This is a genomic window from Methylophilus glucosoxydans, assembly GCF_042676145.1.
Classification (GTDB): Bacteria; Pseudomonadota; Gammaproteobacteria; order Burkholderiales; family Methylophilaceae; genus Methylophilus; species Methylophilus glucosoxydans.
The window spans coordinates 1,338,163-1,363,180 of record NZ_JBHTJW010000002.1; the positions used below are offsets into that span (position 1 = coordinate 1,338,163).

The following is a 25,018-nucleotide window of genomic DNA, read 5'->3' on the forward strand; positions in this document are numbered from 1 at the left end:
GTGTAGGCCGTCAGAATAATGTTTAAAGCTTATTCCCACTCAATGGTTGCGGGAGGTTTGCCGGAAATATCATAAACCACGCGGTTAATGCCGCGCACTTCATTAATAATGCGGTTAGACACTTTGCTCAGCAGGCTATAGGGTAATTCCGCCCAATGTGCAGTCATAAAGTCGCTGGTGATCACGGCGCGCAATGCAACCACATAATCGTAAGTGCGGCCATCGCCCATCACGCCGACAGACTTGACCGGCAGGAACACAGTAAAGGCCTGGCTGGTGAGGTCGTACCAGGTTTTGCCGCTGGCGGCATCCACGGTATTACGTAACTCTTCAATGAAGATGGCATCTGCACGTTGCAGTAACAAGGCATATTCCTGTTTGACCTCACCCAGAATGCGCACGCCCAAGCCCGGGCCAGGGAAGGGGTGGCGATAAACCATGTCGCGGGGCAAGCCCAGCGCGACGCCCAGTTCACGCACTTCATCCTTAAACAGGTCACGCAATGGCTCCAGCAGCTTGAGGCCTAATTGTTCTGGCAAGCCACCGACATTGTGGTGGCTCTTGATGGTGACCGCTTTTTTGGACTTGGCGCCGCCCGATTCAATCACATCCGGGTAAATGGTGCCCTGTGCCAGGAAGGTGGCGCCTTTGTGACCGGCACCGCTGGCCTTGAGCTTGGCGGCTTCGGCCTTAAACACTTCAACGAATTCTGCGCCTATGATCTTGCGCTTGGCCTCCGGGTCACTGACGCCAGCCAGTTTACCCATGAATTGTGCAGAGGCATCCACGCGGATGACTTTGGCGTGCAGACGACCAGCAAACATGTCCATCACCATATCGCCTTCATTCAGACGCAGCAGGCCGTGATCGACAAAGACGCAGGTGAGTTGGTCACCAATGGCACGGTGTATCAGTGCGGCTGCCACGGAGGAGTCTACGCCTCCTGATAAGCCGAGAATGACTTCTTCATCGCCAACTTGTGCCTTGATTTTTGCAACGGCTTCGGCGATATAGTCACCCATGATCCAGTCTGCCTTGGCCGCGCAGATATCCAGTACAAAGCGCTCAAGCATGGCCTGGCCTTGCTTGGTGTGGGTGACTTCAGGGTGAAATTGCACCGCGTAAAACTTGCGGCTTTCGTCAGCCATGGCGGCGATGGGCGTGGTGTCGTTGCTGGCGATCACTTTGAAACCGTCAGGCAGTTCGGTGACCTTGTCGCCGTGGCTCATCCAGACGTCGATGAGGCCGTGGCCTTCAGCGTTGGTGGCATCCTGAATGTCGCGAAACAGGGCAGAGTGGCCACGTGCACGCACTTGGGCGTAGCCAAATTCGCGTTTTGCACCTGCCTCAACCTTGCCGCCTAACTGCTGCGCCATGGTTTGCATGCCGTAGCAAATGCCCAGCACAGGTACGCCTTGTTCAAACACGGCTTGTGGGGCCTTGTCAGTTTCTTCTTCGTAAACGCTGGCGTGGCTGCCAGACAAAATGATGCCGTCAGCACCGAAATTGCGGACAAATTCATCGGACACATCACAAGGATGAATTTCGCAGTAGACATGCGCTTCGCGTACACGGCGTGCAATCAGTTGGGTGACCTGGGAGCCGAAATCTAGAATCAGGATTTTTGAATGAGACATGTGTTTAGCCACAGAGTGCACAGAGGACACAGAGTCTTAGAGAAGTCATTTCTCTGTGATCTCTGTGTCCTCTGTGGCTTTGATTAAATGGATGAATTCGCGTTTATCAATAAGGGTTAATCAATACGGTAATTCGGTGCTTCTTTGGTAATCTGCACATCATGCACATGCGACTCGCGCATACCGGCACTGGTGATTTGCACAAACTCTGCCTTGTTACGCATTTCTTCAATAGAAGCGCAGCCCACATAACCCATGGAGGCACGCAAGCCGCCCATCAACTGATGGATCACGGCAACGACACTGCCTTTATAAGGGACGCGGCCTTCGATGCCTTCAGGCACCAGCTTGTCGGCGTTGGCCGTGCTGTCCTGGAAGTAGCGGTCAGAAGAGCCTTTTTGCATGGCGCCTATGGAGCCCATGCCGCGGTAGGATTTGTAAGAGCGACCTTGGTACAACTCTACTTCGCCAGGCGCTTCTTCAGTGCCTGCAAACATCCCACCCAGCATGACGTTGTACGCGCCTGCAGCAATGGCTTTGGAAATGTCGCCAGAGAAGCGAATCCCGCCGTCTGCAATAAATGGCACGCCTGATTTTTCGAGGGCTTTGGCCACATTGCTGATGGCTGTGATTTGCGGCACGCCGACGCCAGCCACGATACGGGTGGTGCAGATAGAGCCAGGGCCGATGCCCACTTTGACACAGTCAGCGCCATGATCCACCAAGGCCAGCGCGGCTTCTGCCGTGGCAATGTTGCCACCAATCACTTGCAGTTTTGGATAGTGGGTTTTAGCCCATTTGACGCGATCCAGTACGCCTTGTGAGTGACCATGCGCGGTATCTACCACAATGGCATCGACACCGGCTTCAACCAGTGCGGCAATGCGTTCTTCAGTGCCGTCACCCACGCCCACTGCCGCGCCGACGCGCAAGCGGCCTTTTTCATCTTTACAGGCCAGGGGGTGATCTGACGATTTTTGAATGTCTTTAACGGTAATCAAGCCTTTGAGCTCGTAGTTTTCACCAATAACCAGCAAGCGCTCAAGACGGTGTTTATGCAGCAAGCCCATGATTTCTTCGCGACTGGCGCCTTCACGCACGGTGACCAGACGGTCTTGCGGGGTCATCACATTGCTGACGGCTTGATCGAGATTGGTTTCAAAGCGCAGGTCACGGTTGGTAACAATGCCGACCACCTTGCCATCTTGCAACACAGGCAAGCCTGAAATTTTTTGCTGTTGGGTGATATTCATCACCTCGCGCACACTCATGGCCGGGTGGATGGTGACCGGGTCAATGACGACGCCGGACTCGAAGCGTTTTACGCGGGAGACGCGAGAAGCTTGCATCTCTACCGACATATTTTTGTGTATGATGCCCATGCCGCCCAGTTGCGCCAATGCAATGGCCATGCGTGCTTCAGTGACCGTGTCCATCGCAGCAGATAGCAGGGGAATATTTAAGGTGATGCTCTTGGTAAGCTTGGTGCTGAGATTGACCTCGCGCGGCATCACATTCGAATGTGCGGGAACGAGTAAAACGTCATCAAAGGTAAGAGCTTGTTGCAACAAACGCATGTGAATTCCTTATCTCCAAAATATAATTATACCGATTTCACTTTGCCTTGACAAAGCGTTTTGCGTTTTTGCAGTTCTGTTTGCTGATGTCTGGCATGGTTTGTGCATGAGGCCTTTACTTAACCTTTTTCTAAGCAAGTGTGGGTTTATCAAATGAGAATGACGTTGAGATGGATGTTGATGCTGGGCTTGTGCTGGGCCATGCAGGCTGCGGCCGAGATTTATAAATGGCGCGATGAAAAAGGCATTATGAATTATTCGGATACGCCTCCTGTCGCCGGTCCATCCACGCAAAAAATCAAGGCGACGACGGTGCCAGCGGATACGCCACTGACGCGATCCGACGCCTATTCGCGCGAGCAAATGAATCCGGCCAAACAGAAAATGCCCGAGAACTCAGCCGGGCAGAATGCGTCCCCAGAAGCTGAAGCGCTCAAGGCGATGGAAGCGCGTCAAAAAGCCCAAAATTGTGCAGCAGCCAGAAGCAACTATCGCAACTATGCCGTGGGCGGCCGCATGCAGAATGTGAACGAGAATGGTCAGCGCGAATATCTGTCAGATGAGCAAATTCGTCAGGGGCTGGCAGCCGCGCAGCAAGAAATCGACGAAAATTGTCCACCCGAGTAATGCATCTTGATGGTGTTGATCAGAAAGCCTGTAGTTTTGTCAGTGCGCTGAATGGTGCAATACGTAATTAACGGGAATTGGCCCGCTTGGCCGTGGCTGTTTTCTGTTTAGTGGCACGCTGACGGCGCATTTCTTTGGCGTTCGCAATCAGCGGGCGATAAATTTCTACCCTGTCCATCGCTTTTAGTGGCCTGTCGTGGCTGACTTTTTTGCCAAAAATGCCTAAGGGTAATTCTTTGCTTGCGGTCATCTGGTGTTGTTCCAGAATGCCCGACTGTCGCACGGCCGCGATTGCCGTGGTGCCTGGCGGCACCACGAGTGTGATCAGCGTTTGCGACGTTGGCAGCGCATAGACCACTTCTATATTGAGCATCCCGGTGAGTTCTTCAGGCATGGCTGGCGTGACCGGTTTGGTCATTACTTGAGTTGGAGCTTGCCAGCCTGTTTGACGAAGCTGTCGACGAAGGTGTTGGCAATATGGCTGAACACCGGCGCAATCATGCGTTCAATCAGGCCGTTGGCAAAGACATATTCAAGCTTGAATTCAATTTTGCAGGCATCTTCACGCAGTCTTATAAAGTGCCAGTGTCCACTCAGTTGTTTGAACGGGCCATCCACCAGCGTGATTTCCATGCGGTGAGGGAACTGTTTGTGGTTGCGTGTTGTAAAGTGCTGCTGTATGCCGTGGTAACGGATGTGAATGGTGGCCTGGGTCACGGTATCCGTGCGCTCGATGACTTGGCTACCGCCACACCAGGGTAAAAAGTCAGCATAGGTTTCAACGGCATCAACCAATTGAAACATCGCTTCACACGAATGCATGACCAGCACGGTTTTTTCTACTTGAGCCATTGCGTCAGAACGAAAGTCGGTTTTGAGTTAAAATGCTATTTTAAGTGATTTAAGCCCGCACAGCAGCGTTATGACTATCGCGCAAAACAAAAAAGCGTTTTTTGACTATTTTATTGAAGAAAAGTACGAAGCCGGCCTCGTGCTCGAGGGCTGGGAAGTCAAGGCGATACGCGATAACCGTACCAACCTCAAGGAATCCTACGTGGTGGTCATGCGTGGGGAGTTGTACCTGATCGGTTGCCACATTACGCCGCTAGGCTCGGCATCCACCCATGTGCGTCCCGATGCGATCCGTACACGCAAATTGCTGCTGCACCGCGAAGAGATCGACAAATTGATCGGTAAGGTCGAGCGTGCAGGTTACACCTTGGTGCCGCTGGACATGCATTTCACCCGCGGACGGGTAAAAGTGCAAATTGGGTTGGCTAAAGGTAAAAAACAACACGATAAGCGTGATGCTGAAAAAGAGCGCGACTGGAAGCGCGAGCAAAATGCGCTGATGAAAAACAAGATGAAGCGTTAAAAGTGACGCGAAATCAAGTGCGCTTAGCAAAAGGCGAATCTTTAGAAAAGGGTTAAGTTTTTAAAAGCGCCTGCAACACGGCCGGAATCATCCCTGGCAAATCTTCTGCAATCAATCCCACTCCAAATAAACGCGCGGCTTGCGCATGCATCCAGGTGGCCGCCGCACATGCTTCGAATGCGGGCATGCCTTGTGCCAACAGACTGGCAATCATGCCCGCCAGCACATCGCCAGCGCCTGCAGTCGCCAAGGTCGATGGTGCTTGTTCGTTGATCAACACCCGGCCTTCCGGCGTGGCAATAATGGTGTGGGCACCTTTGAGTAAAACAATAGCCCCGCAGGCTTGTGCCGCCGTCATTACTTGTGTGATACGGGTGGGTCTATCATGCGCCGCACTTATTCCAAAAACGCTTTTGAACTCGCCTTCATGCGGGGTGATTACGCAACTTGCACCTATTGCTTGCTTGAGGGTATCCGTCTGACCGGCAAAGGTTGTCAGGGCATCGGCATCGATGACCACCGGTTTGCCTGTGGCTAACATGGCCAGGGTGGTGAGTCTGGTGTCTTGTGAGATGCCTGCGCCGGGGCCAATTAAATAGCTACTCACGCGGGTGTCTTCAAGCAGTGTCTGTAATTCTGCGGCATGAGCATAGGGTTTCACCATCACGCTCAATAGCGCGCTGGCATAAATAGGCAGTGCGACTTCTGGGGCTGCAATCGCCGTCATGCCTGCCCCGCATCTGGCCGCCGCCATTGCCGCGAGGCGGGCTGCGCCAGTGACCGGGTAGCCACCCTGGATCAGCACATAGCCGCGGCTATATTTATGGCTTTGCGCATGCGGTTGCGGCAATAATGGTTGCCACAGGGCTGGAGCGTTTGTTTGAGTGTCATACATGATGGAATTGTATGCGTAAGCGCAGGCCTTGGCGAGTCGCTGCCAGATTTAATGCCTGACTTTCATTGTGGGAGAGGGGGCTTTACGGTAAAATGTTCTCCCGTCTGTAACAATCTCAAAGTACCTGATCCATGACCAAATATGTATTCGTAACCGGCGGTGTTGTTTCTTCTCTTGGAAAAGGTATCGCGGCCGCCAGCCTCGGCGCCATTCTCGAATCGCGTGGCATTAAAGTAACCATGCTGAAACTTGATCCCTATATCAACGTTGACCCCGGCACCATGTCGCCATTTCAGCACGGCGAAGTGTTTGTGACCGATGACGGCGCGGAAACCGATCTCGATCTTGGTCATTATGAGCGTTTTATTAGCAGCAAGATGTCCAAGCGTAACAACTTCACCACAGGCCAGATTTACGAAACGGTGATCAAGAAAGAACGCCGTGGCGAATATCTGGGTAAAACCGTACAGGTCATTCCGCACATTACCGATGAAATCAAGGCACACGTGAAACGTGGTGCTGAAGGCGCGGATGTGGCGATTGTCGAAGTGGGCGGTACGGTCGGCGATATTGAGTCCTTGCCGTTTCTGGAAGCGATTCGTCAGATGGGGATTGAAGAAGGCAGAAACAACGCCTGTTATATCCATCTGACCCTGTTGCCATGGATTCCAACCGCAGGCGAGCTGAAAACCAAACCCACCCAGCACTCGGTGAAAGAATTGCGCGAAATCGGTATTCAGCCTGATATTTTGATGTGCCGTGCTGAACGCGAAATCCCTGAAGACGAAAAACGCAAGATTGCCTTGTTCACCAATGTGGCTTTTGAGGCGGTGATTAGTGCCATTGATAGCGATTCGATTTACAAAATCCCCGGCCTGTTGCACGCGCAAATGCTAGATGAGATTGTTTGCCACAAACTGAATATTCTGGCCAAAGCAGCGGATTTGTCTGCCTGGCAAAAAATTACTCACGCGCAAGCCAATCCCAAAGAGATTGTCGATATCGCATTTGTCGGTAAGTATGTCGATTTGACCGAGTCATACAAGTCGCTGACCGAAGCGCTGATACACGCTGGTATTCATACCGAGTCCAAGGTCAAGATTCACTACATCGATAGCGAAGACATTGAGAAAAGTGGCACCGATAGTCTTAAGGGCATGGATGCGATCCTGATTCCTGGCGGCTTTGGCGTACGTGGTACCGAAGGCAAGATTGCGGCTATTCGGTATGCGCGTGAAAACAAAGTGCCTTACCTGGGTATCTGCCTGGGCATGCAATTGGCCGTGATTGAGTATGCGCGTAATGTCGCAGGGCTTAAGGATGCGAACAGCACTGAATTTAACCCTGGCACCGAGCATAAATTGATTGGTCTGATTGACGAGTGGCAAGATGCTTCCGGCAAGATCGAGAAGCGTGATGAACACTCCGATCTCGGTGGCACCATGCGTCTGGGTGCGCAAAGCTGTCCGATTGTGCCGAACACGTTGGCCGCCAGCATTTACGGCAGCGAAGTTAATGAGCGTCACCGTCACCGCTATGAAGTCAACAACCACTATGTGGACCAGTTGAAAGACGCCGGTCTGGTCATTTCTGCACGCACGCCGCGTGAAGAATTGTGTGAAATGATTGAGTTGCCACAGTCTGTGCATCCGTGGTTTGTCGCGTGCCAGTTCCACCCCGAGTTTACGTCTAACCCGCGTGCGGGTCATCCATTGTTTAAAGCCTATGTGCAGGCTGCGCTGGCACAAAAAGCATCCAAAAAATAAGGAATGTTGAATGAAATTATGTGGTTTTGACGTTGGTCTCGAACATCCTCTGTTTCTGATCGCGGGCCCCTGCGTCATAGAATCCAAACAAATGGCAATTGATACGGCTGGCCAGTTAAAAGAGATGGCTGCCCGCGTGGGGGTGCCATTTATTTATAAATCTTCTTACGACAAAGCAAACCGTAGTTCGACTAAGACTTTTCGTGGTTTTGGCATGGAAGAGGGCCTGAAAATTCTGGATGAAGTGCGTGCCCAGATCGGTGTGCCGATCTTGACCGACGTGCATACCGAAGAACAGGTGCCTCACGTGGCCGCGGTGGTGGATGTGTTGCAAACCCCGGCTTTTCTGTGCCGTCAGACTGACTTTATCGTGGCTTGTGCCCAGTCTGGCAAGCCGGTCAATATCAAAAAAGGCCAGTTTTTAGCCCCTGGTGACATGAAACAAGTGGTCAACAAGGCTAAAGAAGCCAACGGTGGTGCCGACAATATTATGGTTTGCGAACGCGGTGCTTCGTTTGGCTATAACACGCTGGTTTCTGACATGCGTGGTTTGGCGATTATGCGTGAAACACAGTGTCCAGTGGTATTTGATGCCACCCATTCTGTCCAGCAACCAGGCGGGCAGGGCGAGAAGAGTGGCGGTCAGCGTGAGTTTGTGCCGGTGTTGGCACGTGCAGCAGTGGCAAGTGGTATTGCCGGCGTCTTTATGGAAACGCATCCTGACCCGAGCCAAGCTTTGTCTGATGGCCCGAACGCCTGGCCCTTGGGCAAAATGGAGGACTTGCTGCACTTGCTGGTCGATCTCGACAAGCTGGTCAAAAAAGCCGGTTTCGCAGAACAAACCCTATAATTTTTTTCATCTTAGATAAGGATAAATCATGAGCGCTATTGTAGATATTATCGCCCGCGAGATTATGGATTCCCGTGGCAACCCGACGGTTGAAGTCGACGTTTTGCTGGAAAGCGGGGTGATTGGTCGTGCGGCAGTGCCTTCAGGCGCATCTACCGGTACCAAAGAAGCCGTGGAACTGCGGGATGGCGATAAAAGCCGTTACCTGGGCAAAGGCGTATTGAACGCGATTGAGAACGTCAACACGGAAATTACCGAAGCGATCATTGGCCTGGATGCTGAAGAGCAAAGTTTTATCGACAAGACGCTGATTGAGCTGGATGGTACCGAGAACAAAGACCGTCTGGGTGCAAATGCGATTTTGGGCGTGTCCATGGCCTGTGCACGTGCGGCGGCTGAAGAAAGCGGTTTGCCACTGTATCGTTACCTGGGTGGTTCTGCGTTCATGCAATTGCCAACGCCTATGATGAACATCATCAACGGTGGTGCACACGCAGATAACTCTGTGGATATTCAGGAATTCATGATTGTGCCAGCGGGCTTGCCAAGTTTCCGTGAAGCCTTGCGTGCGGGTGCAGAAGTGTTCCATGCACTGAAGAAAACCCTGCATGCCAAAGGCTTGGCGACAACCGTGGGTGATGAAGGTGGTTTTGCACCTAACTTGCCCTCCAACGAGTCTGCCTTGCAGCTGATCATGGAATCCATCGAAGCGGCTGGCTATGAGCCAGGCAAAGATATTTACCTGGGCCTGGATTGCGCCAGTACCGAATTCTACCGTGATGGTAAATACCATCTTGAGTCTGAAGGCGCTGCGCTGACCTCTGCCCAGTTCTGTGACTACCTGGCTACCTTGGCTGACAAGTATCCTATCATCACCATTGAAGATGGTATGAGCGAGTTTGACTGGGAGGGCTGGGACCTGTTGACACAACGCTTGGGTAAATCCACACAGTTGGTCGGCGATGACCTGTTTGTGACCAACCCCAAAATCCTGCGTGAAGGCATCCAGAAAGGCGTGGCCAACTCTGTGCTGATCAAAGTCAACCAGATTGGTACCTTGACTGAAACTTTCCAGACCATCGAGATGGCAAAACGTGCCAACTACACGGCCGTAGTGTCACACCGCTCTGGCGAAACCGAAGATACGACGATTGCCGACATCTCTGTGGCGACCAATGCCTTGCAAATCAAGACGGGTTCCCTGTGCCGTTCAGAGCGCGTTGCCAAGTACAACCAGTTGCTTCGTATTGAAGAAGAGTTGGGCGATGCTACCAGCTACGCTGGCTTGTCTGCTTTCTATCAGTTGTTCAAATAACTGATTTTGGGCCACGGTGCGTAAACTGACAGTTGTATTAGTGGTCCTGATTGCCCTGCTACAATATCCGTTGTGGCTGGGCAAGGGCAGTTGGTTGCGCGTATGGCAATATTCACAGCAGATTGAGGCGCACCAAAAGCGTAACGATTATTATCGGCAACGCAATGAAACCCTGCGCGCTGAAGTGCGCGATCTCAAGCAGGGTCAATCTGCGATTGAAGAGCGGGCACGCAGTGAGCTGGGCCTGGTGAAGCAGGACGAAGTATTTTTTCAGGTGATTCAGAACAAGTCTTCAGCCAGCAAGAGCCAGACCGACGCTGCGGCCAAGCCCGCTGATGCAGTGCCTGTGATCCCGGCGCAGCCGTCCCAATAAAAAGGCGCTTCTAGCGCCTTTTTTATTTTTATTGACCTAGTCGATTAGGGCAAGGCATACGGTAATTCTTTAAACAGCAAGGGCTGACCTTGCCAGAGAATCTCTCCGGCCTCTTTGGCTTCCAGTCGGCATTCTGCCAATACCCACCAGCCGCCACTTAAGGCATCGGGCGCAACGCGCACCAGTTGACCCGCGTCTTGTGTCTGGGCATCCTGCAACGTGTCGCCTGCCAGTGGTACTTGGGCGGTTTTAGGCAGCTGTGCCAGCAATGTGCGGCGCTTGACCTTGCCCAGATAGTGCGTGCGGGCAACGATCTCCTGGCCGGTATAGCAGCCTTTCTTAAAGTTGATGCCATTTAATGCATCCAGATTGACCATTTGTGGGACAAACTGTTCTTTAGTGGCTGGGTAAACTTGCGGAATCCCCGCCTGAATTTCAAGCGCTTCCCAGTGAGCCGTGCTGCTTGGGGTGAAGGTCGCGCGCAGCGATTGCCAAACGGTTTCAGCCTGGTCGGCAGCGACAATCAGCTGGGCGCGTTGTTGTGTGTCAGCGTCAGCGAGGCGGATCAGCGTCCCCAGCTCGGTTTGCGCCAGTTGATGCGGATCCGCGGGCAGGCCAGTCAATGTGCTCGCAAGTGCATCACTCGTCAAACCCAGGCTGTACAGGCGCTCACTGGCATCCTCTACCACCACCTTGCTGCGTAACACATACATGCGCAAGCGTTTCACCAGGTCTGGCACCAAGGCGCGCGGGCATTGCAAGTAAATGACGTCCTCAACAGTAAAGGTGTAAAACAGCGCCAGCAAGCGGCCTTTGGGCGTGCAATAACCATTGAATTGCGCACCTTGAGCGAGCAGTTTAATATCATTGGTGACCTGGCCCTGCAAAAAGGTCTGGCTATCTGCACCGCTGATGGCGATCAGGCCATTGCCCGACAGGTCAAATAGTTGCGCAGAGGCCTTTCCTATGGGGAAGCTGGCTTCACCTTGTGGATTAAACTGCGCCCCTTGCGAGATTAAAAACGTTTGCCATGCGGTGGCTGGATTGGACATAACTCGGTTTTCCTTTTTGGGCCAGAGTCGCTTGCGCGGCTTTGCCCTGGTTCATGCAATGAAAAAAGCTATTTTATCAACTGAAATTGATCTGCGCTTACGACCATCATATCTTTTATGGGGCTGGTGGTACTTATTTTCAATGCTGGTGATGGCCTGCCTGTGGTGGAAATTAGCGTTTGTCTGGGCGTTGAGTGCAACGGCTGTCTATGGACTGGCAAGTGGCTGGCACTGGACGCAACTGGCGGCAACTTTTTGGAAACACAGTATCCAGAGGCTGCGTGTGGATGTGTATGGGCATATGACTGTCGTGAACCGCACGGGACAGGTCTATCAGGTCAGCGTGCTCCCTGATAGCGTTGTGCATCCGTGGTGCCTGGTCTTGCATATGCAGCTGCAACCACTGCATGAGGCAGCAACTGAACCCATCTTGCGCACGCAGCGTATGCTAGTGCTCCCGGACCAGGCCGACAGGGCAAGCTTAACGGCTTTGCGCGTTTGGTTGCGTTGGGGACAGGCTTGAATGGCCCATGCTTAAAAGTGATTGTCGTGTGCGACATCGTGTCTAGCTTTAAACAAGCGCGTCTGCCTCAACTTGGTAAATCGTTTGCGTAGTGTATGCGTGAGCTGTCGTTTAGAGTCCTGGTTGATATAGGCGCTGACGATGCATACCGCAGACAGGGTGGCGAGTATCCAGTCTATCGGGTATGCCACAATTTCATAACGTGGCGAGCTGTGTTTTTGGATGTGTTGCAATACATGGTGGGGGTCATCGCCATCCAGGTATTGCGCGCCAATTTCTTCAGACAGTTTTTTCAAATACGCCGACGCCCGCCTGGAAATATAGCGGTCATAGTCCGAGACAGCCACGCTGTCATCACGTCCACTGCTTTTACTGGCGGTGACCTGCGCGATATTAGGCTGGACGGCGAAGCTTTCATTCGACCAGTAGCCTATCATCTGATTGTTTTCTGTCAGCTTGGGAATGCCAGCCCCTTGGTCTGTCCCGACGCCGACAAAGTAAAAGTCGTCCGAGCCCTGAAAGTCTTTGAGGTTACGCGTGTTAAAGGCATGCAACAGGGGCGCTTCATCGCCATCAGTAAAAATGACGGCTTTGGTTGCCTCAGGCATTTGCCGCAATAGTTTTGCTGCCATCGGCACGCTTTGGCGTAACTGACTGTTGCCGGTCCAGGCCATGCGCCAATCGAGATGGTCTATGGTCTGCTGTATAGCTGAAAAGTGTTTGCAGACATGCAGGGGCGTATAAAGGGCGGCTACCGCATCGCCTGCAAACAGGCCGATACTGATGCGGGTCTGACAGGGCAGTTGGGCGATGATGTCATGCATCATGCGTTTGGTGTAATCGAGACGGCTGGCAGGGGCATGATCGAGCGACATATCGATCACATTCATACTTTGCGTGATATCTGCTATCAGCAGGTAAGTATGGATATTGCGCTTAATCGGTATTGAAGGCCGCAAGGCCGCCCCGAGTAAAAGCATCAGGGCAATGCCTAGCAGTAGGGTGTCGCGATGTTTCAGGCAAAAGGGTAGCCATTTTTTGTGCATGGTCAGGTCTTCTGTTTGCCTGCATCGCTGGCCTAGGATGTCAGAGGGGCGAGGCGTTAACGGTTATTGAAAATGGTTGTCGTGGGCGACGGCCTCGCTTTTTACAAAAAATCTGGATTGAATCTCACGACGGTAAAGATGCAGGTTCTGCTTGATTTGCCGCCAAGGGTGATGGCTCGCATAGGTGGCGAGTATACATAAGCCTGCTAGGCTGGCCAGTAGCCAATCCAATGGTAAGGGAGCAATATCGCGGCGGGCCGGTTTTTGCTCCTTCATGGCTTTGAGGACGGTATAGGTGCTGTCACCTTTGATGAATTTTGCGCCAATTTCTTTGGTCAGGTTTTCCAGATATTCGCTGGCCAGTTTGGAGACATAGCGGTCATGGTCACCAAATGCGACGTTATCGTCGCGCACGCCCAAAGTGCTTTCGGAGATCTGTGCGATACCAGGCTGCATGGCAAAACTTTCATTAGACCAGTAGCCAATGACCTGATTATCCTGGCTCAGCTTGGGAATCGCCACGCCTTCATCGGTACCGATGCCAACAAACAGCCAGTCATCACCGCCTTGAAATTCATCGAGGTTTTTGGTGTTGAAGGCGTGCAGTTTAGGGGCTTCTTCGCCATCGGTAAAATACAGCACTTGCGCCGGCTCAGGCATGGCACGCACCACTTTCGCGGTCACAAACAGGCTTTCACGCACCCGGCTGTTACCTGACCACGCCATACGCCAGTCCAGATGGGCAATGGTGTCCTGGATTGCGGCAAAATTACGGCATACCTCAATCGGTGCATACATGGCGGCGACCGAGTTACCTGCAAACATGCCGATGCTGACTTTGGTGCCACATGGCAATGAAGCCACCACTTCATGCATCATGTTTTGCATATAGGCCATGCGCGTGACTTTTTTGCCATGCAGCATCATGTCCTCTGCATTCATGCTTTGCGAAATATCTGCAACCAGAAAATAGGCATAGATATTATGTTTAAACGGGATGCTGGGTCGTAAAATTGCTCCCAGCAGAAAGAGCAGTGCCAAGGCGAGCAGCGCCGTGTCGCGATGTTTGATAAAGTGTCTTAGCCAGATTTTCATGCCATGCCAGTCAATATGTTCAGATCCAGAGCCAGAGAAAATCGCCGCCTGTTATGGCAATCCGTTGGGAATGTTGCCCATGATCAACCCGGGATTGTCAGATTCGCCTACACCTGGCGTGGGTTTTTCTGGCAGCAAGCCAAGAACGCGGTCATAGTTGCGGCGTGTGCCCCAGTTGCTGTTATCTGCTTTGAGCGCTGATTTATAAGAGGTGGCCGCTTGCGACAACAGGTATTCAATCTCATCACGTGTGCTGTTGTCATTGCCGCCCGTCATTTGGATTGCACGCATGAAAAACATATTACCCACATTGTGCAGAATGGCCGCGCGCTGACTGGCATTGGCTTGTTCGATGAGCTTGGTAAACAAAAGTGTGGACTCCTTGTAACGCTCATTTTTGCCTAACCAGTAGGCGACTGCATACTTGGCTTCGAAACTTTGCTGGTCCGTTTGTGGACTTTTAGCTGTCGCCACGGCCTGATTAAAGGCTTCGACTTGCTTGATACGTTGCCAGCTGTAGGCGATGGTGCCCGCGGCCAAGACCGCAACAACGACCAGTCCAATCACAAGTTTATTTACGCTGAGCGCCATGTATGAATCTCCAAATATTTAACCGCCAGCAAGAGTGCAATCATGACGAAAGCCACCCAGTAACACACATTGGTGTAATCATGGCCGGGGATTTTTTCCAGATATTGAATCGGTTTTTTTTCTTTGCTGTTGATATCGGCAATCGCCGCTTCCAGTGACTTGGGATCTGCGGCTTCATAGGCGCTAAACGGGGTACGCAGCGTCTGGAAGAACTGATACAGCAATACTTCGGTTGGCATGGGGCCGTCGTAGCCACTGGCCGTATATTTGGGATCGAAGATGGTAATGCCACCTGGCTGGCGCAATACAATCCAGTACAAGCCGATGTTATAGCGTTGCAGCCAGTCACGCAGCTTCTGTTGCACCATGTCACTGACGCGTCCTGCACCGTCAGAAATCAGGATAATCACGCGAGAGCCGGAGTCCGGCATATCCTTGAACAATTCAACCGCACTGGTCAAACCGCCGCCAATATTGGTTTGAAACAGCGAGTTGCCGGCAGTCGCCTGAATGGCAGACAAAATCGCTTCTTTATTTTCAGTCAGGGGTAACACATACATGGCTGAGTTACTAAAGGTAATCAGACCCATCATGTCGTTCTGGCGGCTTTCCACAAATTTGGTCATGATACGTGCGGCTGCGACCGATTTGGTTTCACCGACATTGCCATCTTTGTCTCCGGCAAACGGGTCGTCCATACTCGCGCTGCGGTCCAGCACCAGGCCGATCTGCGCACCTATGCCGGTCCGCTCCACCTGTTGCTCCAGACTATGTGGGCCGGCCAGGCCCAAAATAATGAAGACGATGCTAATGACGGCCAAGACCTTGAGTAAAAAACCGATGGTTCTGGACAGCGGGTCCGGTGGCAACAAGCTCACCCAGGAGTAATGTTTACTATGGGAACGATCTAGCAATAATGGTAACAGCGCCAAGGGGAGTGCCCACAACAGCCAGGGATGGGTAAAAGCCATTATGCATGTACCTCTGGCTTCAAGCCGCGTTCGCAGTCGCGCATGTGCCTACAGAATTTTTTCAGCCATTCACGTGGTGGGATGCCCAGTTCTAGCGGAGTGCTGGCGTCAAAAAATACTTGGCGAGACAAGGCAAAAAAACGTTCAATTTCTGGCCTGGCAGGGGTAAAACCAGGTTTTTGCTGCAAAAAATGCTCGATACCATTACCAAATACGCTGTGCCCCGCCACCTGATGCAAGGCTTCATGTACCGTGGAAATGGCCTGTTGCAGACCTTGCGCGTCGTCCGGCAGTTTGCCAAGCTTGCGGTAGGCTTTGGCAAAAGCACCGCCCATGCGCGGTAACCAGGTATTGGCCGCCAAAATGTAGACTAAGCCCAGCAAACAGACGGCCAGCACACCAGTCGCCACCTTTAGCGCCAGCCATTCTTTGTCGGCATGCAGTTTCAAGGGGGCGACAAACGGGCTCATTTCATTCTTCAGGTTGACTTCGCCATACACGGACAGTGGTGAGGTCCTGAAGTTAAACGAGGGCATGCGGAATTGCTTGATGTCCTGACTGCCTTGCTGGCGTAGCTTGACGATTTCGCCTCTGAGGATGGCGGGCTTGACCACGCGACCAGATTTGAAGACCTGATATTCGAGATGTATCGTATACACGGTCTGTTGTCGCTCATGGGCTTCCTCCATGTCAATTGCCGTCAATTCAATGCCAGAAACCTGGCCACGATAACGGTGCTCATAACCGACAATCGGTAGCGACTCCTTGATCAATTCGTAAGGTTGCTTGACGGTCAGGATCATGGTCCGTTGCAGCTTGTCACCGACGAAAAAGCCGGCATCGCGGGTCGGGTTGATTTCCTGGACACTGACAAATTTATTGTCAACGGATGGCAAAATCACATCGGCAACGCTGCTAAGTGAGGCAGACAACAGGCTGGCTGCTAACACTAAAGATAAAAGATGGTGGCGCGCTTTCATGGGTCGCTTTCCTCAGGCAGGCACGTATTGATGGAAGTATTCGGTCAGTAAATCGGCATCGAATTGGTCTTCCACAAAAAAGGGTTGCATATCAAATCTCATAAAAATATCTTCAATGGCCTGGCGACGGGCCGCGAACGCTTCCAGGATGCGTTGACGGTAGGAGGCGCGTAAAAACAGCGTGCGCCGCTCGCCGGTTTCAGGGTCATTGATACTGGTGATGCCAAATTCCGGCAACTGCTTGTATTCAGTGCTATTCCATAACACCACTGGCACAATATGATGACGCAGCATGAGCACCAGCGCGGCTTCCAGTTGTTCCAGCGGCATATGGAAATCGGACACCATGAAAATCAGGGATCGCTCGCGTGGCAACAACCTGACGCTTTCCAGCAGGGCGGCGGCCCCGACCTCATTGGGTAAATGGTTTTCAAGGCGGTCAGCCAGGTCAAACATGCTGTGTGGCCGTGAAGACAACGTAGACAGCCACGCGTCATGCAAATCATCATCAAAGCCGATAAAGCCAACAGGATCCGTATTGCGGCAAGCCGATTGGGCGACCGAGCGGGTGATTTCAGCCGCAGTCACCAGTTTGGTATGCGGTGTGCCGTATTGCATGGAGCCAGACATATCACACAGGACAAACACAGGCGTGGCGCTTTTCTGGTTAAAGATACGCACATACACCTGCTCCATGGGGTCACGTATGGTTTGGCGGATGTCAATCCGGCGCGGGTCAGGATAGGACAGCAGCGTGGTATGACCGCGAAACTCCATCCCCATGCCACGCTGATTGCTCTTGTGGCGGCCAGGGCGACGTGCGCGCGAGCGCCAGCCGATGTGGTAGCTGAATTCCTTAATTGTCTGCATCACTTTTCAGTACTCGTTATTTGTGAATTCGTACATCATCCATTAAGGGGCAGCAATCGCGTGAACGATACCGGACAGCAATTCGCGGGCAATTTCAGTCCGGCGCATTTCGTAGACCGGGCTAAAGACCAGGCGGTGTGCAATGGTTTCATGGAACACGGCATGGATATCTTCCGGTACCACTGCAGCGCGGTTATTGAGCCAGGCATTGACGCGGGCGGCACGCAGCAGCATACCCATCCCGCGCGGGCTGGCGCCACTCAGTACCAGGCGCTTCATGTCTACGTTGGAGACCTTGACGCCATAGGCAACCGGATCTTTGGTGGCCAGCCACAGGTCAAGTGCATATTTGCGCAGGGCAGGGCTGGCCTGAATGTTTTCCTGGATTACCTTGGCAAAACTGTTTAGCTGGTCAAACTGAAGGATGTCGGCTGGCACATTTGAAATCAGTTGGTCTACATCATGAAAGCGCGTATCAAAAATCAGGGATTCCATAATGTCGTGTGCAGGCGGCACCACGATTGGAATTTCCATCATGAAACGGTCGCGCGCTGCTGAAGGAATATCAAAGGTTTCTTCGCGCTCCACCTGGTTGCGGTCAGCAAACACCAGCATGTGCGGGAAATAATGTTCCTTGTTAAACGCGGTCAGTGTCCGCTCCGCCATCACACGCAGCATGAGGGAGTGCACTTGTGGCCGCGCGCGGTTGATCTCGTTAAAGAAGAAGATCGACAAGTCCTGGCCTGACATCAGCAGCGGACCGGGGCTGACATGAGGTTTGCCATCTTCGCCCAAATAAGTGTGATACACCAAATCATTCGGCATCAGGTCTATGGTGCCTTCAATTCGCTGGTAGCCACCGCCAATGCCACGGGTGAATGCGCGCAGCAAGGTGGTTTTGCCAACGCCCACATCACCTTCCAGCAGCACATGGCCGCGCGCAAACACGGCCGTGGTAATCAGGCGTACCGGGGTTTCCTGACCGACGACCACTTTGTTGACTTCTGACTCGAGTGTGAGCGCATGGGTACGCCAATCGTTGAGTTGTTGTTCTTGCATGCCTGATTTCCTGATGATTTGAATGTATTAAGTGATTCTGATTGTAACTAAATTGTAACTTTAACGGGGTGAAAAATTCACGAATCCTTTTTTAAACCCCGTCAGACAGCCGGTTTTTAATATGTAAAATTCAGTAACAATTTTGGGAATGTTACCTGTGTTTTGAAGAAAAGTATACAGGTCTGTATAGTCTTTGCGTGACAAAAAGCTTTCACTAAACGCAATTTCCGGCGAAAATATTGTTTTATACTAAAAATCTAAAAATACATGACTAGAAAAAGTAGTTTCAGTAAAGAGGAGTTGCTGTCTTGCGGTCGCGGCGAAATGTTTGGTGAAGGCAACGCGCAATTGCCACTGCCTCCTATGCTGATGTTTGACCGGATCGTAAAGATTTCTGATGAAGGTGGAAAATATGGCCAGGGCGAAATTATTGCTGAGCTGGATATCCGTCCTGACCTGTGGTTTTTTGAATGCCACTTCACCGGAGACCCTGTGATGCCAGGCTGTTTGGGTCTGGATGCGATGTGGCAGCTGGTAGGCTTTTTTCTGGGTTGGAAAGGTGGGCCAGGACGTGGCCGCGCGCTGGGTTCAGGCGAGGTGAAGTTTACCGGTCAAGTCCTGCCCAAGGCCAAGTTGGTGCGTTATCACATTGATTTAAAACGCGTGATCATGCGCAAACTGGTGATGGGGATTGCGGATGCACGGATGGAGGTGGATGGTCGTGAGATTTATTCTGCCAGCGATTTGCGTGTTGGGCTGTTTACCACCACAGACAATTTTTAGTACGGATCATTTTTAGTATTCGTGACCGTTTTTTGAAGTTTAAGGGAGGCGCAATGCGTCGCGTAGTGATTACAGGATTTGGTATCGTATCAAGTCTCGGTAATAACAAACAAGAAGTGCTGGAGAGCCTGAAAGCCGGGCGCTCTGGCATAAGCTATCAGCCGGAGTATGCCGAGCGCGGTTTGCGCTCGCACGTGGCGGGTTCGATTAAAAATTTGGATATCGAAGCCCTGATTGACCGTAAGTTGTTGCGTTTTATGGCCAAAGGCCATGCTTATGCCTGGTTGGCCATGCAGGAAGCGATTGCTGATGCGCAACTGCCAGCGGAACTGGTGTCCAATGTGCGTACCGGCCTTATTGTCGGTGCGGGGGGGACCTCCACCGAGAGTATGCTGGAAGGCACCAATACACTGGCTGAAAAAGGGATTCGTCGTGTGGGACCTTACATGGTCACCAAAACCATGAGCAGTGGGATTGCTGCCTGCTTGGCGACCGGGGCGAAAATCAAGGGCGTCAATTACGGCATCAGTTCTGCCTGTTCAACCAGTGCCCACTGTATCGGGTCCGGTGTAGAGCAAATTCAATTGGGTAAACAGGATATTGTGTTTGCTGGCGGTGGCGAAGAAGAGCACTGGACCATGAGTTATCTGTTTGATGCCATGGGCGCCTTGTCGAGCAAGTATAACGAGACGCCTGAAAAAGCTTCCCGTACTTACGATGTGGATAGAGATGGGTTTGTCATCTCCGGTGGAGGCGGCATTGTCGTGCTTGAAGAGTACGAACATGCCAAAGCCCGCGGTGCGCAGATTTATGCTGAAGTGATCGGTTACGGAGCAACCTCTGACGGCTACGACATGGTCGCCCCTAGTGGCGAAGGGGCGGTGCGCTGTATGCAGCAAGCCCTGCAAGGGATTAGTCCAGACGATATTGATTACATCAATACGCATGGGACCAGTACCCCGGTTGGTGATACCAAAGAGCTTGAAGCCATTCGCGCTGTTTTTGGCACGCAAAGTCGGGCAGCGATTGCTTCGACCAAATCACTGTCTGGTCATGCGCTTGGGGCCGCCGGTGTCAATGAAGCCATTTATACCTTGCTGATGATGCAGCACGGATTTATTGCGGCCTCTGCCAATATTGATCATCTGGACCCGGCGGCTGAGGGCTTGAATATTGTGCGTCAGGCCATTCCATCTGCCAAGGTGCAAACCGCACTTTCAAACAGCTTTGGTTTTGGTGGCACCAACGCCACATTGACCTTGTCAACCAAACATCTTTAAGCTTGGGTTGAGCTGTGAATAGCCGTGTGTGATTTCAACACACGGCTTTTTTATTTTTGGCGCTTGTTGGAGGTGTTATTAGCAACCGCTGCTGTCTGTCTGGATCGTCAGGGGCTGAGTGCTGTTTGCACCAGAGGTCAGGATATATTCCAGCTTGCAGTGCGCGCTGTTTCTGGCCCCTTGCAAATAATAGGTGGCATGCTCACGATCTGACAGGGATGGCTGGATAGAAAATTTCCCGGTGTCTAGTAACTGGTTGAGGGTGCCTGCGCCATCACTATTGCCCAGCCATCCGACAGGATAGCTTTGGCTGAAGTAAATAACATTGCCCTCTATCGTGGTTGACGGTGCCACTTGCTGGCTGTCACATTGCGGATCGGACATGCATACGCCTTTAGCCATGATGGCAGTCGCTTGTACGTTAGCTTTGAAGGCTGACAAGCTGGCTTGTCTGGCCTGTGAGTCGACCTGAGAAATACGTGCATAGGCAGTCACAGCCAGCGCTGATAGAATCAGCATGACCACAATCATTTCTACCAATGTAAATCCAGGCTGGAGGCGATGTTTAATTTCCATAGCGCACGATCTTATCGTATCCTCTGTGAAGTGTTTTCGATTTTTGTTGAATGTTACAAGTGTTAAATAGGGCTTACAAATGCGTCAATTAATCGGGCTTTGCCTCAGTGTTTTGCTAGCGTTACTCCTCTCGCACTGTGTGAGTCTGGGCGAACGCACCTTGCATATTAATACGGCACAATTACAGCAAAAGTTGAATCGAAAACTGGAAAAACCGATCACACTCATGCGTGTATTTCATCTTCAGCTTTCTAATGCACTCGTTTCGGTCGAGCCTGGCTCTGGCCGCATACATGCCTTGATGGATGCGAATGTTCGTAGCGATTTGCTGGCCAACTCTGCGACCGGTAAACTCGGTCTCTCTGGTTTGTTGAGGTTTGATCAGGCGCAACAGACGGTGGTGTTGGATCAGCCTGAGGTGGATTCATTACAGCTGGATGGTGCTGGCAGTGAGTGGAGCAACCTCGCCCAGCAGTTGGCTAAAGACATAGGTCGGCAATGGTTTAAGCAGGTCGTCCTATATGAAGTGAAGCCGGAAGATTTGAGTTATGCCGGTAGAAAGTATCAACCCGATCAACTCAAAGTCACCCCGGAGGGGCTAAGCGTGACGCTCAAGCCGCAGTAAGCGGTTAACTTGCGTCCGAGAGGTGTTTTTCAAGTAGCAGGGCAGCCACGACTTTTCTGTTTTCTGCGCTCAAAATGTTGAAGGTACGGCAAGCGGCTGCAGTGGTCATGCATTCCACAGCGATCAGTTCAGATAAAAAGGGCTGCAGATGTTTGGGGTGAATAAACCGCTGTTTGTCTCCCGTCCCCAATAACACGACTTCTGGTTTGAACTCCAGAATGACTGATAAAGCTTGAGCGTCCAGCTTTTCCCAAGGACCATGAAACCAGTCAGTGCGCAGTGCCTGATCGCTGACAATGACTGGTTGTGGATAGCGCTGCTGATTGATGGTCACCGCATCGCTATCGACGCCATGAATCTGGTATTGCTGTTCACCGGTATGCAGATGTAGTTTCATAAGTTTGAAGCTCGATTGTGAGGTGGCTGAATGTGCAAGGACTATCCAATCCAGACCCGATGCCACGTACTAGGTTCATTGATGTAGCAAGGGTTTGCAGGTAGAATGAAAGTTTTACTTTAAGAGCTTAACACACGCCAGATGTGTTTGTTAATCCGCTATGCAGCCAGTCAATAAATCCAGCAAACTCAGTAATGTCTGTTACGACATCCGTGGCCCTGTATTACAGCGCGCACGCCAGATGGAGGAAGACGGGCAGCGCATTATCAAACTGAATATCGGTAACCCGATGCCATTCGGTTTCAATGCGCCAGAAGAAATCGTTCAGGACGTGATTCATAATATGGATCAGGCCTCTGGCTATACGGATTCCAAAGGCTTGTTTGCCGCGCGCAAAGCCATCATGCATTACACCCAGCAAAAAAATGTTACTGGTGTGACCATAGACGACATTATTATTGGCAACGGCGTGTCCGAGCTGATTGTCATGGCAATGCAAGGCTTGCTCAATAATGGTGACCAGATTCTGGTGCCCATGCCCGACTATCCACTGTGGACGGCAGCCGTTAATCTGGCGGGCGGCACGGCAAGGCATTATGTGTGTGATGAACAGTCTGGCTGGTTGCCCGACCTTGAGGATATTGAGAACAAAATCAATGCCAATACCAAAGGCATTGTGATTATCAACCCTAATAACCCCACCGGCGCCTTATATCCTAAAGAGACGCTGGAAGGCATTATTGAGATCGCCCGTCATCATGGTCTGGTGATTTTTGCCGATGAAATTTACGACAAAGTGTTGTACGACGGCAATACACATACTTCGATTGCCTCTTTGGCCGATGATGTATTGTTTGTGACCTTCAATGGCTTGTCCAAGAACTACCGGGCTTGTGGTTACCGGTCTGGCTGGATGGTTATTTCAGGCGACAAAAAAGACGCCAAAGACTACATCGAAGGCCTGAATATGCTGGCCTCTATGCGCTTATGTGCCAATGTGCCCGGCCAACTGGCGATCCAGACTGCGTTGGGAGGATACCAAAGTATCAACGATCTGGTGGCCCCTGGTGGTCGTCTGTGCAAACAGCGCGATCTGGCCTATGACATGTTGACCGCGATGCCAGGGGTGACCTGTGTCAAACCTCAGGCCGCCATGTATTTGTTCCCCAAGCTGGATGCCAACATGTATCCGATTGCGGATGACCAGCAATTTATTCTGGACTTGCTGCTCGAAGAAAAAGTGCTGTTGGTACAGGGGACCGGTTTTAACTGGAAGTCGCCAGACCACTTCCGTGTAGTCTTCCTGCCTAATGTGGATGACCTGACCGAGGCCATGACACGTATAGGGCGTTACCTCGATGGGTATCGAAAGAAACATTCAAAATAAAAGGTGTGCCAGTGGGCATGCCATCAATGGTGAGTATTAAGTATGAAAGAATTAAAAGTTGGATTGTTGGGCATAGGCACAGTAGGCGGTGGTACTTACACCGTGCTCACCCGTAACCAGGCGGAAATCGCACGCCGGATTGGGGGCAATATCCGTATTGTGCAAGTGGCTGACCGCAACCTGGAGCTCGCCAAACAGGTCACGAATGGGCAGGTTGCCTTGACTGACGACGCCTTTGCCGTGGTCAATAACCCGGAGATTGATGTGGTTGTCGAGTTGATCGGCGGCTACACCATTGCCAAGGAGTTGGTGCTACAAGCCATTGCCAATGGCAAGCACGTGGTCACGGCCAACAAGGCCTTGCTGGCCGTGCATGGTAACGAAATTTTTAAAGCTGCGTCTGATAAAGGCGTGATCGTAGCATTTGAGGCGGCGGTCGCAGGTGGTATCCCCATCATCAAGGCTTTACGTGAAGGCTTGAGTGCCAACAAAATCGAATGGGTGGCTGGCATTATCAACGGCACCACCAACTTTATCCTGAGCGAAATGCGTGACAAAGGCCTCGCCTTCGCAGATGTGCTCAAAGAAGCGCAGCGTCTGGGATATGCCGAGGCTGATCCGACGTTTGACGTCGAAGGCATTGATGCCGCACACAAGCTGACCATCATGGCCAGTATTGCGTTTGGCATGCCCATGCAGTTTGAACAAGCTTACACTGAGGGCATCACTCAACTCAGCATTCAAGATATTAGCTATGCGGCAGAGTTGGGCTACCGCGTTAAATTGCTGGGCATCAGCAAGAAAACCAGTGAGGGCGTCGAGTTGCGTGTGCATCCGACTTTGATCCCGGAAAAACGCCTGATTGCCAATGTCGATGGCGCCATGAATGCCGTTGTGGTGAAAGGCGATGCCGTTGGGCCTACCTTGTACTACGGCGCCGGTGCGGGCGCTGAGCCTACCGCGAGTGCTGTGGTGGCTGATTTAGTCGATATCGCTCGCTTGCAGGGCACGCAGGCCGAACAACGCGTGGCCTATTTGGGCTACCAGTTAGATCAGCAGCAAGCTTTGCCCGTGTTGCCGATTGCAGAAGTGTATTCTGATTACTACTTGCGTTTGCGTGCATCGGATAAACCCGGTGTCATGGCCGATTTGACCAAGATTCTGGCTGATCTGCAAATTTCGATTGATGCCATGCTGCAGAAAGAGCCGGCAGATGGGGAGTCAGAAGCGGATATCGTCATTCTGACCCATACCACCCAGGAAAAAACCATGGATACCGCGATCGCCCGTATCGAGGCCTTGCCCGCCTTGACTGGTAAAGTGACAAAAATCCGTGTCGAATCCTTGTCGCGCTAAGTCAGTCTAATG

General features: G+C 51.9%; 27 protein-coding genes. 12 read left to right on the forward strand and 15 right to left on the reverse strand.

The features are described from left to right. Nucleotides 1-29: 29 nt before the first annotated feature. Together guaA and guaB are read right to left on the reverse strand one after the other, a co-directional pair. Nucleotides 30-1,637, reverse strand: coding sequence for a glutamine-hydrolyzing GMP synthase (gene guaA, locus ACFQ1T_RS09085; RefSeq protein ID WP_379075858.1), 1,608 nt, complete (start codon nucleotides 1,635-1,637; stop codon nucleotides 30-32). Between the two features lie 116 nt (nucleotides 1,638-1,753). Beyond that, complete coding sequence (gene guaB, locus ACFQ1T_RS09090; RefSeq protein WP_194747867.1) at nucleotides 1,754-3,214, reverse strand: IMP dehydrogenase; 1,461 nt, start codon at nucleotides 3,212-3,214, stop codon at nucleotides 1,754-1,756. Between the two features lie 159 nt (nucleotides 3,215-3,373). On the opposite strand from guaB, the gene ACFQ1T_RS09095 reads away from it, so the two are divergent. Continuing rightward, a complete protein-coding gene (locus tag ACFQ1T_RS09095; protein ID WP_275355541.1) occupies nucleotides 3,374-3,841 on the forward strand; it encodes a DUF4124 domain-containing protein in 468 nt (155 codons plus the stop codon). A 67-nt stretch (nucleotides 3,842-3,908) separates the two neighbouring features. Here ACFQ1T_RS09095 and ACFQ1T_RS09100 read toward each other — a convergent pair whose 3' ends face one another. Both ACFQ1T_RS09100 and ACFQ1T_RS09105 read right to left on the reverse strand, forming a co-directional pair. After that, nucleotides 3,909-4,259, reverse strand: a complete 351-nt coding sequence (locus tag ACFQ1T_RS09100) for an RnfH family protein (RefSeq protein ID WP_338654436.1) — start codon at nucleotides 4,257-4,259, stop codon at nucleotides 3,909-3,911. Beyond that, nucleotides 4,259-4,693, reverse strand: a complete 435-nt coding sequence (locus ACFQ1T_RS09105) for a type II toxin-antitoxin system RatA family toxin (RefSeq protein WP_194747861.1) — start codon at nucleotides 4,691-4,693, stop codon at nucleotides 4,259-4,261. Before ACFQ1T_RS09105 ends, ACFQ1T_RS09100 begins: the two co-directional genes overlap by 1 nt. A 70-nt stretch (nucleotides 4,694-4,763) precedes the next feature. Between ACFQ1T_RS09105 and smpB the strand changes: the two genes are divergently transcribed. Then, nucleotides 4,764-5,216: an SsrA-binding protein SmpB gene (gene smpB / locus ACFQ1T_RS09110; RefSeq protein ID WP_194747859.1), complete on the forward strand. Its 453-nt coding sequence runs from the start codon at nucleotides 4,764-4,766 to the stop codon at nucleotides 5,214-5,216. Between the two features lie 52 nt (nucleotides 5,217-5,268). On the opposite strand, the gene ACFQ1T_RS09115 is transcribed toward smpB, so the two are convergent. Continuing rightward, nucleotides 5,269-6,111: an NAD(P)H-hydrate dehydratase gene (locus ACFQ1T_RS09115; RefSeq protein WP_379075864.1), complete on the reverse strand. Its 843-nt coding sequence runs from the start codon at nucleotides 6,109-6,111 to the stop codon at nucleotides 5,269-5,271. Between the two features lie 131 nt (nucleotides 6,112-6,242). Here ACFQ1T_RS09115 and ACFQ1T_RS09120 point away from each other — a divergent pair, with 131 nt between their 5' ends. From ACFQ1T_RS09120 to ftsB, 4 genes are read left to right on the forward strand one after another with little or no spacing between them, the layout of a single operon-like run. Further along, entirely contained in the window at nucleotides 6,243-7,877 is a 1,635-nt protein-coding gene (locus tag ACFQ1T_RS09120) for a CTP synthase (RefSeq protein WP_194747857.1), read from the forward strand. Between the two features lie 10 nt (nucleotides 7,878-7,887). Further along, nucleotides 7,888-8,727: a 3-deoxy-8-phosphooctulonate synthase gene (gene kdsA, locus ACFQ1T_RS09125; RefSeq protein WP_194747855.1), complete on the forward strand. Its 840-nt coding sequence runs from the start codon at nucleotides 7,888-7,890 to the stop codon at nucleotides 8,725-8,727. A gap of 28 nt (nucleotides 8,728-8,755) precedes the next feature. Next, on the forward strand, nucleotides 8,756-10,042 hold the full coding sequence (gene eno, locus ACFQ1T_RS09130) for a phosphopyruvate hydratase (RefSeq protein WP_194747853.1): 1,287 nt from the start codon (nucleotides 8,756-8,758) through the stop codon (nucleotides 10,040-10,042). 16 nt (nucleotides 10,043-10,058) lie between these two features. After that, nucleotides 10,059-10,415 (forward strand): cell division protein FtsB, encoded by a 357-nt coding sequence (gene ftsB, locus ACFQ1T_RS09135; RefSeq protein ID WP_313987935.1) that lies wholly within the window; start codon nucleotides 10,059-10,061, stop codon nucleotides 10,413-10,415. Nucleotides 10,416-10,459: 44 nt separating this feature from the next. Here ftsB and ygfZ read toward each other — a convergent pair whose 3' ends face one another. After that, nucleotides 10,460-11,467: a CAF17-like 4Fe-4S cluster assembly/insertion protein YgfZ gene (gene ygfZ / locus ACFQ1T_RS09140; protein ID WP_379075869.1), complete on the reverse strand. Its 1,008-nt coding sequence runs from the start codon at nucleotides 11,465-11,467 to the stop codon at nucleotides 10,460-10,462. Between the two features lie 58 nt (nucleotides 11,468-11,525). Here ygfZ and ACFQ1T_RS09145 point away from each other — a divergent pair, with 58 nt between their 5' ends. Next, a complete protein-coding gene (locus ACFQ1T_RS09145; protein WP_379075875.1) occupies nucleotides 11,526-11,990 on the forward strand; it encodes a hypothetical protein in 465 nt (154 codons plus the stop codon). Between the two features lie 11 nt (nucleotides 11,991-12,001). Here ACFQ1T_RS09145 and ACFQ1T_RS09150 read toward each other — a convergent pair whose 3' ends face one another. The 7 genes from ACFQ1T_RS09150 to ACFQ1T_RS09180 all read right to left on the reverse strand — a co-directional run bounded on the left by ACFQ1T_RS09150 (nucleotide 12,002) and on the right by ACFQ1T_RS09180 (nucleotide 18,602). Further along, nucleotides 12,002-13,036 carry a VWA domain-containing protein gene (locus tag ACFQ1T_RS09150; RefSeq protein WP_379075878.1) on the reverse strand — a complete coding sequence of 345 codons (1,035 nt, stop codon included), beginning with the start codon at nucleotides 13,034-13,036 and terminating at the stop codon, nucleotides 12,002-12,004. A 63-nt stretch (nucleotides 13,037-13,099) separates the two neighbouring features. Then, complete coding sequence (locus tag ACFQ1T_RS09155; RefSeq protein ID WP_194747845.1) at nucleotides 13,100-14,131, reverse strand: vWA domain-containing protein; 1,032 nt, start codon at nucleotides 14,129-14,131, stop codon at nucleotides 13,100-13,102. Nucleotides 14,132-14,182: 51 nt separating this feature from the next. Then, nucleotides 14,183-14,722 carry a hypothetical protein gene (locus tag ACFQ1T_RS09160; RefSeq protein ID WP_194747843.1) on the reverse strand — a complete coding sequence of 180 codons (540 nt, stop codon included), beginning with the start codon at nucleotides 14,720-14,722 and terminating at the stop codon, nucleotides 14,183-14,185. Next, complete coding sequence (locus tag ACFQ1T_RS09165) at nucleotides 14,707-15,693, reverse strand: vWA domain-containing protein (protein ID WP_379075882.1); 987 nt, start codon at nucleotides 15,691-15,693, stop codon at nucleotides 14,707-14,709. The genes ACFQ1T_RS09160 and ACFQ1T_RS09165 overlap by 16 nt, the downstream gene beginning before the upstream one ends. Beyond that, nucleotides 15,693-16,673, reverse strand: a complete 981-nt coding sequence (locus tag ACFQ1T_RS09170) for a hypothetical protein (RefSeq protein ID WP_194747839.1) — start codon at nucleotides 16,671-16,673, stop codon at nucleotides 15,693-15,695. The genes ACFQ1T_RS09165 and ACFQ1T_RS09170 overlap by 1 nt, the downstream gene beginning before the upstream one ends. A 12-nt stretch (nucleotides 16,674-16,685) precedes the next feature. Then, the gene (locus ACFQ1T_RS09175) at nucleotides 16,686-17,543 is read right to left on the reverse strand and encodes a DUF58 domain-containing protein (protein WP_194747837.1); all 858 of its coding nucleotides are present in this window, start codon (nucleotides 17,541-17,543) and stop codon (nucleotides 16,686-16,688) included. 42 nt (nucleotides 17,544-17,585) lie between these two features. Then, nucleotides 17,586-18,602, reverse strand: a complete 1,017-nt coding sequence (locus tag ACFQ1T_RS09180) for an AAA family ATPase (RefSeq protein WP_275355518.1) — start codon at nucleotides 18,600-18,602, stop codon at nucleotides 17,586-17,588. A 267-nt stretch (nucleotides 18,603-18,869) separates the two neighbouring features. On the opposite strand from ACFQ1T_RS09180, the gene fabA reads away from it, so the two are divergent. Next, nucleotides 18,870-19,385 carry a 3-hydroxyacyl-[acyl-carrier-protein] dehydratase FabA gene (gene fabA, locus ACFQ1T_RS09185; RefSeq protein ID WP_194747833.1) on the forward strand — a complete coding sequence of 172 codons (516 nt, stop codon included), beginning with the start codon at nucleotides 18,870-18,872 and terminating at the stop codon, nucleotides 19,383-19,385. 53 nt (nucleotides 19,386-19,438) lie between these two features. Next, nucleotides 19,439-20,665 carry a beta-ketoacyl-ACP synthase I gene (gene fabB / locus ACFQ1T_RS09190; RefSeq protein ID WP_379075887.1) on the forward strand — a complete coding sequence of 409 codons (1,227 nt, stop codon included), beginning with the start codon at nucleotides 19,439-19,441 and terminating at the stop codon, nucleotides 20,663-20,665. A gap of 78 nt (nucleotides 20,666-20,743) precedes the next feature. On the opposite strand, the gene ACFQ1T_RS09195 is transcribed toward fabB, so the two are convergent. Then, entirely contained in the window at nucleotides 20,744-21,241 is a 498-nt protein-coding gene (locus ACFQ1T_RS09195) for a type II secretion system protein (RefSeq protein WP_379075890.1), read from the reverse strand. A 79-nt stretch (nucleotides 21,242-21,320) separates the two neighbouring features. On the opposite strand from ACFQ1T_RS09195, the gene ACFQ1T_RS09200 reads away from it, so the two are divergent. After that, the gene (locus ACFQ1T_RS09200) at nucleotides 21,321-21,866 is read left to right on the forward strand and encodes a DUF1439 domain-containing protein (protein ID WP_379075893.1); all 546 of its coding nucleotides are present in this window, start codon (nucleotides 21,321-21,323) and stop codon (nucleotides 21,864-21,866) included. 4 nt (nucleotides 21,867-21,870) lie between these two features. On the opposite strand, the gene ACFQ1T_RS09205 is transcribed toward ACFQ1T_RS09200, so the two are convergent. Further along, nucleotides 21,871-22,263: an Mth938-like domain-containing protein gene (locus ACFQ1T_RS09205; protein WP_379075896.1), complete on the reverse strand. Its 393-nt coding sequence runs from the start codon at nucleotides 22,261-22,263 to the stop codon at nucleotides 21,871-21,873. A gap of 160 nt (nucleotides 22,264-22,423) precedes the next feature. Here ACFQ1T_RS09205 and ACFQ1T_RS09210 point away from each other — a divergent pair, with 160 nt between their 5' ends. Together ACFQ1T_RS09210 and ACFQ1T_RS09215 are read left to right on the forward strand one after the other, a co-directional pair. Next, entirely contained in the window at nucleotides 22,424-23,650 is a 1,227-nt protein-coding gene (locus ACFQ1T_RS09210) for a pyridoxal phosphate-dependent aminotransferase (RefSeq protein ID WP_338654410.1), read from the forward strand. A gap of 42 nt (nucleotides 23,651-23,692) precedes the next feature. Then, a complete protein-coding gene (locus tag ACFQ1T_RS09215; protein ID WP_338654408.1) occupies nucleotides 23,693-25,006 on the forward strand; it encodes a homoserine dehydrogenase in 1,314 nt (437 codons plus the stop codon). Nucleotides 25,007-25,018 lie beyond the last annotated feature (12 nt).